A 17,553-nucleotide genomic window follows, 5' to 3' on the forward strand; every position below is an offset into this window, starting at 1 on the left:
GCGTCTCCTGTCGCCATGCCACTCCTCCCATCAGAACCGTCTGGCCCGATGTAGTCATTAATACGACTATTGGATTGGCGGCGGGCTTGTCAAGGATAAGAAAAAGCGCTTTCGCCAATTCCGATATTTTTCAGAAACCCCATTTATCCTGCAGATTCAAACGATTGTTTCCCTCAATGGTAGAGGGGACGTCGCTCTTTTCAAAATTCATTCGAAAATAGCGCTTGAAAAAGTAATATTATATGCCAAACCTTGCAGCGTCAGTTCGCTTTCTCATCTCTGGGAGGATTTAAGATGAAAAGAGCTCTCGCGGCAGCTGCAGCCGCTCTCACCCTATCTTTGGCATCCGGTGTTTCCGCCGCGTCTCTAACGGTCGGCTTCTCGCAAATCGGTTCGGAATCCGGCTGGCGTGCCGCCGAAACCACGGTCACCAAGCAGGAAGCCGAAAAACGCGGCGTCACCCTAAAATTCGCCGACGCCCAGCAGAAGCAGGAAAACCAGATCAAGGCGATCCGTGGCTTCATCGCCCAAAAGGTCGACGCGATCTTCATCGCACCGGTGGTCGCCACCGGCTGGGATGCGGTTCTCAAGGAAGCCAAGGAAGAGAAAATCCCGGTCATCCTGCTCGACCGCGACATCGAATCGCCGAAGGACCTCTATCTGACCGCCGTCACGTCCGACCAGGTGTTCGAAGGTAAGGTCGCCGGCGATTGGCTGGTCAAGGAAATCGGTTCCAAGAACTGCAAGGTCGTGGAACTTCAGGGCACGACCGGCTCTTCGCCCGCCATCAACCGCAAGAAGGGTTTTGAACAGGCGATCGCCGGACATTCCAACATCAAGATCGCCCGCTCGCAGACCGGCGACTTCACCCGCACCAAGGGCAAGGAAGTCATGGAAAGCTTCATCAAGGCCGAGGGCGGCGGCAAGGATATCTGCGCGGTCTATGCCCATAACGACGACATGGCGGTCGGCGCCATCCAGGCGATCAAGGAAGCCGGCTTGAAGCCCGGTTCCGACATCAAGGTCGTCTCGATCGACGCCGTGCCGGACATCTTCCAGGCGATGGCCAAGGGCGAAGCCAATGCGACGGTCGAGCTGACCCCGAACATGGCCGGCCCCGCCTTCGAAGCCCTCAATGCCTATCTCAAGGACAAGAAGGCTCCGCCGAAGTGGATTCAGACGGAATCGAAACTCTATACCGCCAAGGATGACCCGATGAAGGTCTACGAAGCCAAGAAAGGCCTCGGTTACTGACCTCCCGCCGCCCGGCTCTACCCTTACCCCTTAGAGCCGGGCGACTCCAGCAACCGGAGCGGTGCACCTCGCCGCTCCGGTTCTTCGATAGACGCGGGACTTAGGCATGTCGGATACGAATTCACTTTTGGAAGCCCGGGGCATCGGCAAGGCCTTCCTCGGCATCACAGCGCTTGAGGGCGTGGATTTCACCCTCGAACGCGGCGAGATTCATGCTCTTCTCGGGGAAAACGGCGCCGGTAAATCAACATTGATCAAGATCCTGACCGGGGTCTATAGCCGCGATCACGGCACCATGCGCCTCGATGGCGCCGAGGTGACCCCGTCGAGCGTCGCGGAAGCACAAGGCCTCGGTATCGGCACCGTTTATCAGGAGGTCAACCTCCTCGAAAACCTGACGGTCGCGGAGAACCTTTTCCTGGGCCGCCAGCCGCGCCGGTTCGGTCTGATCGACCGCCGCGAGATGCGCCGCCGCTCAAAGGCGCTTCTGGAACGTTACGGCCTCGACATCGATGTCGACGCCCTGCTCTCGACCTATTCCGTAGCAATCCGCCAGCTTGTCGCCATCGCCCGCGCCGTCGACCTGTCCGGCAAGGTTCTGGTGCTCGACGAACCGACCGCCAGCCTCGACGCTCACGAAGTGGAGATGCTGTTTACCGTCCTGCGCCGGCTGCGCGAGGAAGGCCTCGGCATCATCATTATCACCCATTTTCTCAACCAGGTTTATGCGGTCGCCGATCGTGTCACGGTCTTACGCAACGGCCGGCTTGTCGGCACCCGCAAGCTCGCCGAATTGCCGCGGCTGGAGCTGATTTCGATGATGCTCGGCCGCGAGCTGCAGCACATCACCCGCGAACATCAGGCGCAGGAGGAAACCGTCGCCTCGACGGCCGAAGCGCCGATCCGCTTCTCAGGCTACGGCAAGCGCGGCAGCGTCGCACCTTTCGATCTGGACATCCGACCCGGCGAAGTGGTCGGCGTCGCGGGCCTGCTCGGCTCCGGCCGCACCGAGACCGCCTTCCTGCTTTTCGGCATCGACCGTGCCGACAGCGGAACGGCGACCGTCGACAACCAGCATGTCGCCCTCTCCTCCCCGGAAGCGGCGATTGCCAGCGGCTTCGGCTTCTGCCCCGAAGAACGCAAGACGGACGGCATCATCGGCGATTTTTCGGTCGCCGATAATATCGCGCTCGCGGTCCAGGCCCGCCAGGGCTGGGCAAAGCCGATCTCCTCGCGGGAAAAGGCAGCGCTCGCGGAAAACTTCATCAAGTCGCTGGATATTCGGCCGGCCGATCCCAACAGGCAGATGAAATTCCTCTCCGGCGGCAATCAGCAGAAGGCGATCCTCGCCCGCTGGCTGGCGACCGAACCCCGTCTGCTGATATTAGACGAACCGACCCGCGGCATCGATATCGGCGCGCATGCGGAAATCCTGAAAATGATCGAAAAACTCTGCGCCGACGGCATGTCGCTGGTCGTCATCTCCTCGGAACTGGAGGAACTGACCGCCATCGCCCATCGCGTCATCGTGCTTTCAGACCGCAAACATATCGCCGAACTCAAGGGCGATCGGGTGACTGCCGACAACATCATGCAGGCGATCGCAGCGCCGGCCCACACGGAGGCCGCATGATGGACCGCTTCACCCGCCGGCTGAAACGGCTGGCACCCCAGATTGTCGCGCTTGCAGTCATCCTTGCCCTTATCACGGCAGTCGCGCCCGGCTTCCTCAACGTTTCGTTCCAGAACGGCCGGCTCTACGGCAGTTTGATCGATATCCTGGTGCGCGCCGCCCCCGTCGCGCTGCTGACGATCGGCATGACGCTGGTCATCGCCACCCGCGGCATCGATCTCTCGATCGGCGCGGTGATCGCCATCTGCGGCGCAGTCGCCGCGACGCTGATCGCACACGATTATCCGCTGCCGGTCGTGATCCTGATCTCGCTCGGCGTCGGCCTCGCCTGCGGCCTCTGGAACGGCGTGCTGGTCGCCCTGCTCGACATCCAGCCGATCATCGCCACGCTGATCCTGATGGTGGCCGGCCGCGGCATCGCCCAGCTGATCACCGAAGGCGTCATCCTCACCTTCAACAATGACAGCTTTGCAGCGCTCGGTTCCGGTTCGCTGGGCGGCATCCCGATCCCGATCCTCATCTGGGTCTGCGCCGCCCTGATCATCGGCCTGCTGGTCCGCCGCTCGGCGCTCGGTTTCCTGATCGAGGCAACCGGCATCAACCGCCGCGCTGCGACCCTTGCCGGCGTGCGCGCCCGCTTCCTGCTGTTCTTCGTTTATGCGATCTCCGGCCTCTGCGCCGCCATCGCCGGCCTGATCGTCACCGCCGATATCCGCGGCGCAGATGCCAACAACGCCGGCCTCTGGCTTGAACTCGACGCCATCCTCGCCGTCGTCATCGGCGGCACCTCGCTGAACGGCGGGCGTTTCTCGATCACCGCATCCCTGATCGGCGCGCTGATCATCCAGTCGATCAACACGGGCATCCTCGTTTCCGGCTTCCCGCCGGAATTCAACCTGATCATCAAGGCCGGCATCATCATGATCGTTCTGACCCTGCAGTCGCCGGCGATCATGGCGTTGCTCGGCTTCGTCAAGGCTCCACGGCGCAAAGCCGAAACTGTATCCCGAGAGTCATCCCACAAGGCGGAGGGAACGGTCCGATGATCCATACCCGCAACCTGCCCTTCGTCACCACGCTCGGCATCTTCGTCATCGCCTATGCCCTCTGCGTTCTGCAGTTCCCGAACATGCTGTCGACCCGGGTGATCGGTAACCTTTTGACCGACAACGCCTTTCTCGGCATCGCCGCGGTCGGCATGACCTTCGTCATCCTGTCGGGCGGTATCGATCTATCGATCGGCTCGGTGATTGCCTTTACCAGCGTCTTCGTCGCCGTCCTGGTCGGTTCGCTCGGCGTCCACCCGCTGGTCGCCTTCGCTGCAGTGCTGGTCGTCTCGACATTGTTCGGCAGTCTGATGGGCGCCATGATCCGCTATCTCGGCATACCGCCCTTCGTGGTGACGCTTGCCGGCATGTTCCTGGCCCGAGGCGCTGCCTACCTGATCTCGACGGAATCCGTGCCGATCAGCCACGAGATGATCGACGCGATCCAGGGCTTCTATTTCCGCTTCCCGGGTGGCGGCAGGCTGACCGCGCTTGCCCTGCTGATGCTGCTGGTGTTCATCGTCGGAGCCTTCATCGCCGGCCGCACCCGCTTCGGCGCCAATGTCTATGCGATCGGCGGCAGCCAGCAATCAGCCGAGCTGATGGGGGTTCCGGTCGGCTCCACGACGGTCGGCATCTATGCGCTGTCCGGCTTCCTCTCGGGCCTCGCCGGCATCGCTTACACGCTTTACACCTCGTCCGGTTATTCGCTGGCGACGGTCGGCGTCGAGCTCGATGCGATCGCAGCCGTCGTCATCGGCGGCACGCTGCTCACCGGCGGCGTCGGCCTGGTCGCGGGAACATTCATCGGGATTTTGATCCAGGGGCTGATCCAGACCTACATCGTCTTCGACGGCACGCTGTCGTCCTGGTGGACGAAAATCGTCATCGGCATCCTGCTCTTCGTCTTCATTGTATTGCAGCGCGGAATCATCTGGTATTCAAACCGGCGACTGGCCGAGAGCCGGCTGAAGGAGATCTGAGTGGGACTTCTGGAAACGACGATCAGTGGGCGAAAGCGCCGCAGCAACCACGCGCATGTGGTGGCGGAGCTCGGCCGGGGGATCGTTTCCGGCAAGATCCCGGAAGGTTCCCTGCTGCCTGGTGATACCGAGCTCTCCGCCCGTTTCGGCGTCTCCCGCACGGTGTTGCGCGAATCCATGAAGACGCTCTCGGCCAAGAGGCTGGTCGAAGCCAAGGCCAAGGTCGGCACCCGCGTGCTCGACAAGGCCAGCTGGAACTTCTTCGATTCGGACGTGCTCGGCTGGCGCTTCGAATCCGGGCTGGATTTCGAATTCATCGAGCATCTGGCGGAAATGCGCATGGCGCTGGAACCGGCAGCCGCGGCCGCGGCCGCGCTGCGCGCCTCGAGCGACGACATCGTCGCGCTCTACGCGATCGCCGCGAAATTCGACGACCTATCCCATACGCCGGAAACCATCGCAAAGGTGGACCTCGAATTCCACCTTGCCATCGCCCGCATGTCCGGCAATCCGTTCATGCGCTCGGCGAGCGCACTGATCGAGGCGGCGCTTGCCATCTCCTTCCAGCTCTCCTCGCCGGCCGCCTCGCCGGAAAAGATCGACGAGGTCGCCACCAACCACCTGCGGATCGCCCATGCGGTCGCCTCCCGTGATCCTGACAAGGCGATCTTCGCCATGCGACACGTCATCGAGGTCGGCAAGAGCCGCATTGCCAACTCGTTCGAGGTGACCTTGCCGGCCTGAGACGGCTTATTTCGCTTCCAGTGAAATCATCAGGTTGGCGAGCAGCGCGGTGCGCGGTGCAACGCTGCTGACGAAGATATGCTCGTTGAACGTATGCGGGCCGGCACCATCGGCACCGAGTCCGTCGAGCGTCGGAACGCCGAGTGCTGCGGTGAAATTGCCGTCCGAGCCACCACCGGTCGCCATGCCTTCGAGCTTCATGCCAAGGCCGTCGGCGATTTCCGCCGCAACGTCGAAGAGGCGCTTGCCCTCATCCGTTTGCGCGAAGGGTGGGCGGTTCATCTGGCCGTCGATTTCGAAGGTGATGTCCGGATCGACCGGCTTCATCGCCTCGATCTTGGTCGTGATCTCCTTAGCGATCGCATCGTCGGGCACACGCACATCCACCTGCAACCGGCATTCTGCCGGCACCGTATTGCGACCCGTTCCGCCCCGGATCGTGCCGACCGTGACGGTCACGCCGCGCTCGGTATCGTTGAGTGCTTCCAATTCCAGAACCAGCCGGGCTGCGGCGCGAATGGCGCTGCGGCCATCCTGCGGCCGCGCGCCTGCATGTGCCGCACGCCCCCGGATGGTGACATCGTACATGGCGACACCCTTGCGAGCGACCACGACCTTGCCGCCGTCGCGGGCGGGCTCGACCACCAGCGTGTAACCGGCGCTCTTCGCCGCGTCTTCCATGAAGGCGCGCGATGACAGGCTGCCCATCTCCTCGTCCGGAACGAAGATCAGGTGGATCGGCATCCTGCTGCCATGCATGACGGCAAGCTTCATCGCCTCGAGCGCCATCAGCGCTCCGGATTTCATGTCGTAGATGCCAGGCCCATAGAGCTTGTCGCCTTCCTGTCGCAGCGGAAGCTGGTTGTTGATCACCCCGACCGCGTGCACGGTGTCGAGATGCGCCAGGACCAGGACGGTCTTTTCGTTGCTACCGGCCGGACGTGGCGAGCGGACCGCGAGGATATCGCCGAAACCGAGCGTGCCCGGCAGCCGCTCCGTCTCCAGACCCGCCGCCTTGCCGATCGCCTCGACCCGATCCGCCAATACATTGACCGCAACCGCATCGAGCGTCGGCGTCTCGATCTCGACCCACTGCTTCAACTCGTCGATGAGAGCCTTGTCGTCGATGTCTTTGGCGGAAATGGCAAGCGTCATGAGAAATTACCTTGGGCGTTCTTCGGCAGGCGGGGGTGATACCGCAGCAGGCGCGGCCCGGTCACTATAGTCGGCCAAGCCAGGATCGCCAGACCCGCTGCGGGGACAACGGGCAAAAATCGCCGGCGCTCAAAAAGGCGCACCTCGATCCCAAATCCGGGACCGAATGGCGTATCGTCGTGCGCGACTATGTGACGAACAGGCTTCAGGGATTTCGCTCAGGCCGCCAGTGCCTTGAAATGCTGGAGCATACGAGCCGCGTCCGGCTCCCGGCCAGTGAACAGCTGAAATACAGCCACCCGTCCAATTGGTTTGACAAGATAGCTTCCGCCGGGACCGCCTCCTCATGGATCAATCGGCAAGAACAATAAAATGTACGAACTAGTCAGTGTGCCAAGCACGATCTATTGAAAGCGACCCGCAAGCCCGTTATGATTTTGGAAAAAATGCGGAAATTCGATGTGGCCGATCGAGTATCCACAATGCCCGATTCTCTGAGCACGGGCGGTACGCAAGGGCAAAGGCGGCTTTGAGGATGGCGGCAAAACGCGAAAACGGCAGGAAAAATGATCCGCAGCGCACCCAGGAAAACATCCTGGACGTGGCGACGGAGGAGTTTGCGACTCACGGGCTTGCCGGTGGCCGCGTCGATGCGATCGCGGAGAAGACCCGCACCTCGAAGCGGATGATCTATTATTATTTCGGCAGCAAGGAAGGGCTTTACCTTGCCGTCCTCGAACGCGCCTACCGCAAGATCCGCACCCTGGAAGAGGATCTGCAGCTTTCCAACTTGCCGCCGGAACAGGCGCTGCGCGTGCTGATCTCGACCACGTTCGACCATGACGAAGCCAACCCGGATTTCGTCCGGCTGGTCAGCATCGAAAACATCCACCACGCCGCCCATATGCTGCGCTCGGACGCGATCCGCGACCTGAACGTCTCGGTCATCGAGACGATTACCGTGATCCTGGCACGCGGCGTCGCCGCCGGCGTATTCGCCCGTACGGCCGACCCGATCGACATTCACATGCTGATCAGCGCCTTCTGCTTCTTCCGCGTCTCCAACCGCTACACGTTCGGCACCATCTTCCGCCGAGATCTTTCGGAGCCGGCGACCATGGAGCGCCACAAGGGCATGATCGCCGACGCGGTGATCAGCTACCTGAAGGCTTAACCTGGTCCGGATGGGCTTTTGCGAAGGGCTTCAATTCGACGCAGCGGTCAGCGATCGCGACGAGCCTGGGGCAGGCAGAGAGATCGACGCCCCATCGCCGCGCGTTGTAGACCTGCGGCACGAGACAGATATCCGCCATGCTCGGCCGGTCGCCATGACAGAACGCGCCGGTCGAGGGTGAATCGAGCAACACTTCGAACGCCGCCAGCCCCTCGCCGATGAACTTCCGCATCCAGGCAACCCGCGCCTCTTCTCCGCCGCCGGTGATCGACATGACATGGGCGCCGACATGCGAATTGCAGACGGGGTGGATTTCCATGGCGATAACGTAGGAGAGCGCCCTCACCCGCTGTCGGCCGACAGAATCGCCCGGCAGGAAGGCGCCGCCGCGCGTCTCGTCGAGATATTCGATGACCGCCAGCGATTGGGTGAAACTGTGCCCGTCGATCTCTAGAACCGGCACCAGCCCTTGCGGATTGCGGGCGAGATGCTCCTGCGACCTGTGCTCCTTGGCGAGAATATCGACCGGAACCGTACGGAATGTTTCGGCGACCATGTTGAGGGCGATCCTCAGACGATAGCTCGCCGAGGACCGCCAGTAATCGTAGAGAACCGTGTCGCTCATCCTGCCTTCTCGTATTTCGTCACGGTCTGCTCGATCGCACCGAAAATCGAATGACCCTTGTCGTCCTTCATCTCGATCCGCACCGTATCCCCGAAATGCAGGAACGGCGTCTTTGGAACGCCGAGGTTGATCGTCTCGATGGTGCGGATCTCGGCGATGCAGGAATAACCGGCGCCGCCATCGGCGACCGGCCTGCCGGGTCCGCCGTCGAGCTTGTTGGAGACCGTGCCCGAACCGATGATCGTGCCGGCCACCAGCGGCCGCGTCTTCGCCGCATGGACGATCAGCTGCGGGAAGTCGAACGTCATATCGACGCCGGCATTGGCCCGGCCGAAGGGCTTGCCGTTCAGATCGACCTTGAGCGGTAGCGAAAGCCTACCGCCATCCCAGGCGGAACCCAACTCGTCCGGAGAGACCGCGACCGGCGAAAAGGCGGAGGACGGTTTCGACTGGAAGAAGCCGAAACCCTTGGCGAGTTCGGAGGGGATGAGCCCGCGCAGAGACACGTCGTTTACGAGAAGCACGAGACGGATCGCCTCCCGCGCCTCATCTACCGAAGCCCCCATGGGCACGTCGCCGACGATCACCGCAATCTCGCCTTCCATATCCGCACCCCAGGCCTCGTCGCCAAGCGGGATCGGATCGCGCGGTCCGAGGAAACTGTCGGAGCCGCCCTGATACATCAGCGGATCGGTCCGGAAGCTTTCCGGCATCTCCGCATTGCGCGCCCGGCGCACGAGTTCGACGTGATTGAGGTAGGCAGACCCGTCGGCCCACTGGTATGCCCGCGGCAGCGGCGACGCCGCATCATGTTCATGGAAGCGGATGGTCGGCTGCGCACCGGTCTCGATACCGTCCGCCACCCGTTCGAGCCGCGGACCGACATACGCCCAGTCGTCGAGCGCCGCCTGGAGGGTCCGGGCGATATGACCGACCTCCGAGCACTGGGTGAGGTCTTTCGAGACGACGACCAGGCGGCCGTCGCGGGTGGAATCCTTCAGTGTCGCGAGCTTCATGAATGAGTGTTTCCCGTTTTATCGTTGGTATTGCCCACAGAATGTGTGGAGATCGCGCCAGAAGGCAACCGTAATGTAACGCCGCCTCACTTGATCCCCGGCGTACCGTCGAACTTTCGCTCGAGCCCCGACCAGCAATCCACATAATTGTCCTGCAGCGTCTCCAGTTCGGCTGCAAATTTCGTCAGCTGCTGCGGGAAACGGGTCTCGAACATGAAGGCCATGGTATTCTCGAGCTTGACCGGTTTCAGCTCGCCGTTGGAGGCCTTTTCGAAGCCGGTGAAATCCGGTCCGTGCGGCAGCATCATGTTGTGCAGGCTCATGCCGCCCGGCACGAAACCCTCCTCCTTGGCGTCGTAGCGGCCCTGGATCAGGCCCATGAACTCGCTCATGATGTTGCGGTGATACCAGGGCGGCCGGAACGTGTGTTCGGCCACCAGCCAGCGTGGCGGGAAGATCACGAAATCGACATTGGCGGTCCCCTCCTCGCCGGACGGTGCGGTGAGAACCGTGAAGATCGACGGATCGGGATGGTCAAAGAGAATGGCGCCGACCGGCGAGAAAGTGCGCAAGTCGTATTTGTAAGGCGTATAATTGCCGTGCCATGCCACCACGTCGAGCGGCGAATGGCCGATCTCGGTCACATGGAAGGAGCCGCACCACTTCACCTGCACCCGGCAGGGCGTCTCCTTGTCCTCGTAGGCGGCAACCGGCGTCTTGAAGTCGCGAGGATTGGCAAGGCAGTTGGCGCCGATCGGGCCGCGATCCGGCAGCGTGAACTTGGCGCCATAATTCTCGCAGATGTAACCGCGCCACACCTTTTCCTCGCCGAGCCGGGTCACCTTGAACATCGTGCCGCGCGGGATGATGCAGATCTCCGACGGTTCGAGATCCATCTTGCCGAGTTCGGTGAAGACGCGGATCGAGCCCGCCTCCGGCACGATCATCATCTCGCCATCGGCATTGAAGAAATAATCGTCCACCATGTCGGCATTGAAGACATAGAGATGCGCCGCCATGCCGGTCTGGGAAAGCGCGTCGCCCGCCGTCGTCATCGTGCGGATGCCTTCGAGAAAATTCAGCGTTTCGCTCGGCGCCGGCACCGGGCTCCAGCGAAGCTGGCCCAGCGCCAGCGAGTGTTCGGCGATGTGAGGCGCCGTCTTCCACAGCGGATAGTCGATCTTCGTGAACCGGCCGGTATGGCGCACGCTCGGGCGGATGCGATAGAGCCAGGAGCGCTCGTTGGTACCGCGCGGGGCGGTGAACGGCGAACCCGAAAGCTGCTCGGCATAAAGCCCGTAATTGCATTTCTGGGGGCTGTTCTGGCCCTGCGGCAAGGCGCCCGGCAGGCTCTCGGTTTCGAAATCATTGCCGAAACCCGGCATATAGGCGAGCGTCTCGACATTCGCCCCGGTGAATTGCGTGGCGTTTGGATCGACCTTGTCCAGCATGGCTTGTTTCCTCCCATGATGACGACATGGTTGCAAACGTAACCATTATTTTTGTAACCATCAACGCCCGATCAACATCATGACGACCGATAGTTTCGCCCTCGAACAGTTTCTCCCCTACAGGCTCAACCGCGCCGCCGAATTCGTTGGCCTGCGCTTCGCCGCCTACTACAAGGCAAAGTACGGCCTGACCCGGCCGGAATGGCGCACGCTCGCAGCGCTCGGCAGTTCGGGCCGCATGGCGTCAAAGGCTGTCGGCACTCATTCCAGCATGCACAAGACCAAGGTCAGCCGCGCCGTCTTCGCGCTCGAACAGCGTCGCTGGCTGAAGCGCAGCCAGGACGAGGCAGACCGCCGGGTCGAGCATCTGGAACTGACCGCCGCCGGGCAGCTGGCCTACCGGGAACTGATCGAGCTCGCCCGCCGCTATCAGGCCGAACTGGAGGCGGAAATCGGCCAAGCGGGCATCAAGGCGCTTTCGACCGGCCTCGCGGCAATCGAGCAAGTCATCCGCCGCTCGGACAAGGGAAAGCGACCGGAGCCGGACGATCTTTAAGCCTTGGCGGGCTTCTGAATCGGAATCCCACCAAAATCCTTCAACACGTTGAGAACGATCGACGTTTTGACATGTTGCACGCTCTCATGCGGCAGCAATATGTCGTTGACGAAATGGGACAGGCCCGCGAGATCGCGCGTCACCACCTTCAGGTGATAGTCCATCTCGCCGGTCAGCGAGAAACACTCGAGCACTTCCGGTAGGTCCTCGACAAGGCGCGCGAACCGCTTGGCATTGTCGCGATTATGCGTGGCGAGCGTCACGGCGATCACTACGAGCAGGTCGAGACCAAGCTTCTGCCGGTTGAGATGTGCCCGATAGGTCTGGATAAACCCCTCGCCTTCGAGCCGCGCCCGGCGGCGCGAACATTGTGATGGGGAGAGCGCGACGAGTTCCGACAATTCGTTATTGGTCAGCCGCCCGTCGGTCTGCAGATGGCTCAAGATCTTCAGGTCATATCCGTCCAGCGCGTCCATCGTGCATGGAACTCCTCATGTCCGCACATTTCATGCACAAATCGAGCAGAACATCGCCAAGATTGCAAGCACAATGCGCCTCTCCTGCATCATCATGATGATCAAATGACAGGAGGAGTTTGCCATGGGTCCTTTCCCGCACGACGCACCGGTTTCGCAGATTACCGCCGATAACCCGGCCGGCACCGATGGTTTCGAATTCGTCGAATTCGCCCATCCCGAACCGCAGAAGCTGGAAGAGCTGTTCACCCGCATGGGCTACAGGCCGGTGGCGAAACACAGGACGAAGAACATCACCGTCTGGCGCCAGGGCGACATCAATTACATCGTCAATGCCGAGCCGGGCAGCCACGCCATGCGCTTCGTCGATGAGCACGGCCCCTGCGCGCCGGCGATGGCCTGGCGCGTCGTCGATGCCAAACACGCCTTCGACCACGCGGTCGCCAAGGGTGCCACGCCTTATGAGGGCAAGGACAAGACGCTCGACGTGCCGGCCATCGTCGGCATCGGCGGTTTGCTTCTCTATTTCATCGAGACCTACGGCGAGAAGGGGTCGGCCTATGAGGCTGAATTCGAATGGCTGGGCGAGCGCAACCCCAGGCCCGAAGGCGTCGGTTTCTATTACCTCGACCACCTGACCCACAATGTCTATCGCGGCAACATGGACAAGTGGTGGGACTTCTACCGCGAACTCTTCAATTTCAAGCAGATCCACTTTTTCAACATCGACGGCCGCATCACCGGCCTGACGAGCCGGGCGATCACCTCGCCCTGCGGCAAGATCCGCATCCCGCTGAACGAGTCGAAGGACGAGACCAGCCAGATCGAGGAATTCCTGAAGAAGTACAAGGGCGAAGGCATCCAGCACATCGCGGTCGGCGCAGACGGAATCTATGAGGCGACCGACAAGCTTGCCGACAATGGGTTGAAATTCATGCCCGGCCCGCCGGATACCTATTACGAAAAGTCCGGCACCCGGGTGCACGGCCATGACGAGCCGATCGACCGAATGAAGAAACACGGCATCCTGATTGACGGCGAAGGCGTGGTCGACGGCGGCATGACCAAGATCCTGCTGCAGATCTTTTCGAAAACGGTGATCGGCCCGATCTTTTTCGAGTTCATCCAGCGCAAGGGCGACGAAGGATTTGGCGAAGGCAATTTCCGCGCCCTCTTCGAATCCATCGAGGAAGACCAGATCCGCCGGGGCGTGTTGAAGCCGCAGGAAGCCGCCGAATAACAAGAGCAGCTCCGGAGGGGTGCAAGGCCCGGCGGTCATTCCGCCGGGCTTTTCGTGTCGAAAGCTCTGCCGGCTCAGGGCTTGATCGGGAAAACCTCGCCATGGGTGGCGACGTAGAATTCACCCTCCGGTGTCACCCAGCCGCGGAACATGCCGTCCGTGTTGTAAGGCGCGGTGATCGAGCCGTCGGCGCCGACCGCCACGAGCCCGGCCCCGATATCGTGCTGCTTCAGGTCCTCCTGGATGACCTTTGCGGCGGCTTTCTCAACGCTCTCACCGAGATAGGAGACGCGGGCCGCCACTTCATGGCCGACGGCATAACGCATGAAATATTCACCCTTGCCGGTGCCGGACACAGCGCAGGCGCCGTCGCGGGCGTAGGTTCCGGCGCCGATGATCGGGGTGTCGCCGATCCGGCCTTCCGGCTTGTTGTTGTATCCGCCAGTCGATGTCGCAGCCGCGAGATGCCCGGCGCTGTCGAGCGCCACGGCACCGACGGTACCGTGCTTTTCCGCCTCGCTCGCTTTCGCAGCCGTGCCGGCTGCCGCATGCGCCTTCATTGCCGCCAGAGCCTTGATGCGCCGCTCGGTGGTGAAATAGTCCGGCTCGACCATATCGAGACCGGCCTCGCGGGCGAAATCGTCGGCCGCATCGCCGCCAAGCAGGATCGCATCGCCCTTTTCCATGATCTTGCGAGCCGCCTTGATCGGATTGCGGATACGCCGAACCAGCGTCACCGCGCCGGCTTCGAGCGTGCGCCCGTCCATGATCGAAGCGTCGAGCTCATGTTTGCCGTTGGTGTTGAGGGCCGCACCGTAACCGGCGTTGAAATGCGGCGAATCCTCCATGACGACCACGGCCGCCTGCACCGCATCGAGCGCCGCACCTCCTGCCGTCAGGATTTCCCAGCCGGCTTTCAGCGCCCGTCCGAGATCGACACGGGCAGCCGTCCATTCCTCGTCGCTCAGGTCGAGTTTTGCCATGACGCCGCAGCCGCCGTGGATCGCCAGCGCAATCTTTCCCATCGGTCCTTCTCCCGTCCGAACTTGAAGGCTTTTCAGAAAAAACGGCCGGGCGAGATGCCCGGCCGGTAGCTCACAGGGCGGGATGCTTATTTCGCCGGGCGGATGTTCATTGCCAGCGTGTCCTCGTCGGAACGGGGAACGATGGTGATGCCCTTCTTCATGCCCCAGGCCGAGACGGTCGAGGCGATCGCCAGATAGGGCCGGTCGGTCGACACCAGGGCATTGGCATCCATCAGGAATTTTTCGCGCTTCTTGGGGTCCATCTCGACGGCGGCGTCCTCGATCAGCTTGTCCATCGTCTTGTTAACATAGCCGCGAAGATTGAAGGCGCCGAGCTTGGTGTTCGGGTCGTTGCTGTGTGCAAGCGACGACAGCGTGTAGTTCGATTCACCCGTCAGCGTGCCCCAGCCCGACATCGCCATCGAATAGTCGCCGCGCGTATTGGCCGGGAAGAAGACGGCACCCGGCTGCGCGTTCGCCTCCGCTTGGATGCCGACCGCCGTCAGCATCTGGGCGATCGTTGTGCCGACATCCTTGTCGCCCGGCAGGCGGTCGTTGGTGAAGGAGAAGGTCACCTTGAAGCCGTTCGGATAACCCGCTTCGGCAAGCAGCTTCTTGGCCTTTGCCGGATCGGCCTTCGTGGATTTGACGGCCGGGTTCCAGCCGAAGATGTTCGGCGTCACGAGCTGCGACTGAACCGCCCCCATGCCCTCCATGGCGATCTCGGTGATCGTTTCGCGGTCGATCGCCAGATCGAAGGCTTCGCGCACCTTGGGGTCGAGGAAGGGGTTCTTCGGCAGCGGCGAGCCGTCCTTGGCGCTCACCTGCGGCGGCTTCTCACGGAAGTCGAAGGCGATATTGAAGAGGTAGACGCTGTTCTGGCGCACGACGGTGAGCTTGGTATCCTTCTCCAGCGTCGGGACGTCGGAAGCAGGGATGCGCGAGATCAGGTCGACCTGGCCGGCCTTCAGCTGCGCAACGCGGGCCGCATCATTGGGGATCTCCTTGCGAGTCACCTTGTCCCAAGGCTCCTTTTCACCCCAGTAGCCGTCGAACTTCTGCAGCACGAGCTGCTCCTTCGGCGTCCAGGAGACGAACTTGTAGGGGCCGGTGCCGATCGCCGCCTTGCCGGAATTGAAACCCTCAGAAGCCTTGTCGGCATTGGCGGAAAAATCCTTGGCAGCCGTATGCGATACGATGAACAGGCGGATGAAATCGTTCGGCAGGTTCGGCGCAGGACCGTCGGTCTTGATCCGGATCGTCAGCGGATCGACGATCTCGATGCCCCGCACGCGGCGGACGTAGATGGTGGTCGGGTTCGGGCCCGTAACTGCCGGGATGCGCTCGATCGAGAATTTCACGTCCTCGGCCGTGAAATCGGAACCGTCATGGAATTTGACGCCCGGGCGAAGCTTGAACTCCCAGGTCGTGCTGTCAACGGCCGTCCAGCTGGTTGCAAGGCCCGGCTCGAGTTCGAGGTTGTTGCCGGATTTCACCAGCGAGTCGTAGATATGCTTGACCGCTTCGGCATGGGTGCCGGCGGCGGTGAAATGCGGGTCCACCGACAACGGGCCGGCGCGTACGCCGATCGTCAGGTCGGCGGCAAGTGCAGCACCCGAAACGCCGCCGAGCAGTACGGCGGCGAGAGCCGCCGTGCGGAATGTCTTCAAAATCGTCATTGTTCGTTCTCCTCTATATTTATCATTGGGGGCCAGTTGGGTGAGTCCACGACGACTTTCGCCAGCAGTTCGGAGAGCATCAGCTTTTCGGCAGGCGTCAGCCCCGACAGCATGACTTTTTCGCGCTCCACCATCGGCTGCATGGTTTCGTCGACAATGCGCCTTCCTTCGTCGGTGATGTAAAGGACGAAGCTTCGAAGATCCGCCGCATCGACCTCGCGCCGGATGATGTTCTTGTCGATCAGCTTCTGGATCGCCCGGCTCATCGTATTCTTGGGGAAACCGGAGGAGCTGCTGATGGCGCTTGCCGTCAGTCCGTCGGAAAGGCCGAGCGAATAGAGAACAACGAATTCCGGCCGGGCGAGCCCGTACTCTTTTTCGATCCAGCGATAGATTGGCTCGTTGAACAGCAGTGCCAGGAAATTGATGCGGAAGGAAAGCCAGCAGGGGTTCTGCCACAGCTTCACTGACACCAGATCATCGACGCCATGATTGCCGGCGGCCGCCTTGCCGCCCTGCTTGAGGAGCGCATCGAAGGATGAGATTTCCAATTGCAACGCCGTCAACTCCCGCAGAAATCCTACCTGGATTTTGTTCCGTATGGAACTTGACGATAGCTTATTTGGCTGTCAATCTCTTTTTTTAGTTCCGTATGGAACTTTACACTTGATCGGCACAGCGCCTGTCAAGGCACATTTTTTGTGCGCAGGAGTGAGATCTTGGTCAAATTTTGCGCAGTAGGGATGCAGGTGGAAATTTATGAAGATCGCGGACATGAACTGGATGCAGGTGGAGCAACGGACGGTCGAGGATGACCGTTGCGTGCTTCCGATCGGCAGCGTTGAACAGCACGCCTATCTCAGCCTCGCGACAGACATGATCCTTGCCGAAAAGGTCTCGCTCGATGCGGCAGAGCCGCTCGGCATTCCGGTCTTCCCGGTCCTCCCCTACGGCCTCGCCTCGTCGTTTGCGACCTTTCCCGGTACGCTGACACTGACGCTCTCAAGCTATGTCGGCGTGATCCGTGACCTGATGGACAGCATCCACCGCTCCGGCTTCCGGCGTGTCCTGATCGTCAACGGCCATGGCGGCAATACGCCTGCGACAGCCGTCATCTCCGAATGGCTGAATGCACATCCTGATACCTCTGTGAAATTCCATGACTGGTGGCGGGCGCCCAAAACCTGGGCAAAGGTGCAGGAAACCGATCCGGCCGCCTCGCACGCCTCCTGGATGGAGAATTTCCCCTGGACCCGCACGACCGACCAGCGCCAGCCAACGGGTGCCAAACCGAAGGTAGATTTCGCCGGCCTCGCCCGCGTCGACGCGGCCCGCAAACGTGCGCTCCTCGGCGACGGCAACTATCACGGCCTCTACCAGCGTCCCGACGAGGACATGCTGGCGATCTGGGACGTGGCCGTCGCGGAAACCCGCGAACTTCTCGAAAACGACTGGCACTGACTGCCAGGCCCTTCGGCGCTTGGCTCCACGAAACC

Annotated in this window: 18 protein-coding genes; 10 read left to right on the forward strand and 8 right to left on the reverse strand. The window is 61.6% G+C overall.

Going from position 1 to position 17,553, the window contains the following annotated elements:
- Window positions 1-294 precede the first annotated feature (294 nt).
- The 5 genes from ytfQ to RG540_RS11375 all read left to right on the forward strand — a co-directional run bounded on the left by ytfQ (window position 295) and on the right by RG540_RS11375 (window position 5,660).
- Window positions 295-1,254, forward strand: coding sequence for a galactofuranose ABC transporter, galactofuranose-binding protein YtfQ (ytfQ, locus tag RG540_RS11355; protein ID WP_038587840.1), 960 nt, complete (start codon window positions 295-297; stop codon window positions 1,252-1,254).
- A gap of 106 nt (window positions 1,255-1,360) precedes the next feature.
- Window positions 1,361-2,887 carry a sugar ABC transporter ATP-binding protein gene (locus tag RG540_RS11360; protein ID WP_038587843.1) on the forward strand — a complete coding sequence of 509 codons (1,527 nt, stop codon included), beginning with the start codon at window positions 1,361-1,363 and terminating at the stop codon, window positions 2,885-2,887.
- The gene (locus RG540_RS11365) at window positions 2,884-3,933 is read left to right on the forward strand and encodes an ABC transporter permease (RefSeq protein ID WP_038587846.1); all 1,050 of its coding nucleotides are present in this window, start codon (window positions 2,884-2,886) and stop codon (window positions 3,931-3,933) included. Before RG540_RS11360 ends, RG540_RS11365 begins: the two co-directional genes overlap by 4 nt.
- Complete coding sequence (gene yjfF / locus RG540_RS11370) at window positions 3,930-4,916, forward strand: galactofuranose ABC transporter, permease protein YjfF (protein ID WP_080724918.1); 987 nt, start codon at window positions 3,930-3,932, stop codon at window positions 4,914-4,916. Before RG540_RS11365 ends, yjfF begins: the two co-directional genes overlap by 4 nt.
- Window positions 4,917-5,660, forward strand: a complete 744-nt coding sequence (locus RG540_RS11375; RefSeq protein ID WP_038587849.1) for a FadR/GntR family transcriptional regulator — start codon at window positions 4,917-4,919, stop codon at window positions 5,658-5,660.
- A 6-nt stretch (window positions 5,661-5,666) separates the two neighbouring features.
- On the opposite strand, the gene RG540_RS11380 is transcribed toward RG540_RS11375, so the two are convergent.
- Window positions 5,667-6,815, reverse strand: coding sequence for a M20 family metallopeptidase (locus RG540_RS11380; RefSeq protein WP_038587853.1), 1,149 nt, complete (start codon window positions 6,813-6,815; stop codon window positions 5,667-5,669).
- A gap of 11 nt (window positions 6,816-6,826) precedes the next feature.
- On the opposite strand from RG540_RS11380, the gene RG540_RS11385 reads away from it, so the two are divergent.
- Together RG540_RS11385 and RG540_RS11390 are read left to right on the forward strand one after the other, a co-directional pair.
- On the forward strand, window positions 6,827-7,186 hold the full coding sequence (locus RG540_RS11385) for a hypothetical protein (protein ID WP_038587856.1): 360 nt from the start codon (window positions 6,827-6,829) through the stop codon (window positions 7,184-7,186).
- Between the two features lie 164 nt (window positions 7,187-7,350).
- Window positions 7,351-7,989, forward strand: a complete 639-nt coding sequence (locus RG540_RS11390; RefSeq protein ID WP_038587859.1) for a TetR family transcriptional regulator — start codon at window positions 7,351-7,353, stop codon at window positions 7,987-7,989.
- Here the strand turns inward: RG540_RS11390 and maiA are convergent.
- From maiA to hmgA, 3 genes are all read right to left on the reverse strand, one after another.
- Window positions 7,970-8,614, reverse strand: a complete 645-nt coding sequence (gene maiA / locus RG540_RS11395; RefSeq protein ID WP_038587862.1) for a maleylacetoacetate isomerase — start codon at window positions 8,612-8,614, stop codon at window positions 7,970-7,972. The two genes, RG540_RS11390 and maiA, sit on opposite strands and share 20 nt — an antisense overlap.
- Entirely contained in the window at window positions 8,611-9,630 is a 1,020-nt protein-coding gene (locus tag RG540_RS11400; protein WP_038587864.1) for a fumarylacetoacetate hydrolase family protein, read from the reverse strand. Before RG540_RS11400 ends, maiA begins: the two co-directional genes overlap by 4 nt.
- Before the next feature lie 86 nt (window positions 9,631-9,716).
- On the reverse strand, window positions 9,717-11,081 hold the full coding sequence (gene hmgA, locus RG540_RS11405) for a homogentisate 1,2-dioxygenase (RefSeq protein ID WP_038587867.1): 1,365 nt from the start codon (window positions 11,079-11,081) through the stop codon (window positions 9,717-9,719).
- Window positions 11,082-11,160: 79 nt separating this feature from the next.
- Between hmgA and RG540_RS11410 the strand changes: the two genes are divergently transcribed.
- A complete protein-coding gene (locus RG540_RS11410) occupies window positions 11,161-11,637 on the forward strand; it encodes a MarR family winged helix-turn-helix transcriptional regulator (RefSeq protein WP_038587870.1) in 477 nt (158 codons plus the stop codon).
- Here RG540_RS11410 and RG540_RS11415 read toward each other — a convergent pair.
- Window positions 11,634-12,113 (reverse strand): Lrp/AsnC family transcriptional regulator, encoded by a 480-nt coding sequence (locus tag RG540_RS11415; RefSeq protein WP_038587874.1) that lies wholly within the window; start codon window positions 12,111-12,113, stop codon window positions 11,634-11,636. The two genes, RG540_RS11410 and RG540_RS11415, sit on opposite strands and share 4 nt — an antisense overlap.
- 124 nt (window positions 12,114-12,237) lie before the next feature.
- On the opposite strand from RG540_RS11415, the gene hppD reads away from it, so the two are divergent.
- Entirely contained in the window at window positions 12,238-13,353 is a 1,116-nt protein-coding gene (gene hppD / locus RG540_RS11420; protein ID WP_038587877.1) for a 4-hydroxyphenylpyruvate dioxygenase, read from the forward strand.
- A gap of 74 nt (window positions 13,354-13,427) precedes the next feature.
- Here the strand turns inward: hppD and RG540_RS11425 are convergent, their stop codons facing one another.
- The 3 genes from RG540_RS11425 to RG540_RS11435 form a co-directional block, all read right to left on the reverse strand.
- Complete coding sequence (locus RG540_RS11425) at window positions 13,428-14,378, reverse strand: isoaspartyl peptidase/L-asparaginase family protein (RefSeq protein ID WP_038587880.1); 951 nt, start codon at window positions 14,376-14,378, stop codon at window positions 13,428-13,430.
- Between the two features lie 86 nt (window positions 14,379-14,464).
- Window positions 14,465-16,057 (reverse strand): ABC transporter substrate-binding protein, encoded by a 1,593-nt coding sequence (locus tag RG540_RS11430; protein WP_038587883.1) that lies wholly within the window; start codon window positions 16,055-16,057, stop codon window positions 14,465-14,467.
- Window positions 16,054-16,608, reverse strand: a complete 555-nt coding sequence (locus RG540_RS11435; RefSeq protein WP_244446652.1) for a MarR family winged helix-turn-helix transcriptional regulator — start codon at window positions 16,606-16,608, stop codon at window positions 16,054-16,056. The genes RG540_RS11430 and RG540_RS11435 overlap by 4 nt, the downstream gene beginning before the upstream one ends.
- A 208-nt stretch (window positions 16,609-16,816) precedes the next feature.
- Here RG540_RS11435 and RG540_RS11440 point away from each other — a divergent pair, with 208 nt between their 5' ends.
- Window positions 16,817-17,518 carry a creatininase family protein gene (locus RG540_RS11440; protein WP_038587887.1) on the forward strand — a complete coding sequence of 234 codons (702 nt, stop codon included), beginning with the start codon at window positions 16,817-16,819 and terminating at the stop codon, window positions 17,516-17,518.
- Window positions 17,519-17,553: the final 35 nt, after the last annotated feature.

This window comes from Neorhizobium galegae bv. orientalis str. HAMBI 540, from assembly GCF_000731315.1.
Taxonomy (GTDB): domain Bacteria; phylum Pseudomonadota; class Alphaproteobacteria; order Rhizobiales; family Rhizobiaceae; genus Neorhizobium; species Neorhizobium galegae.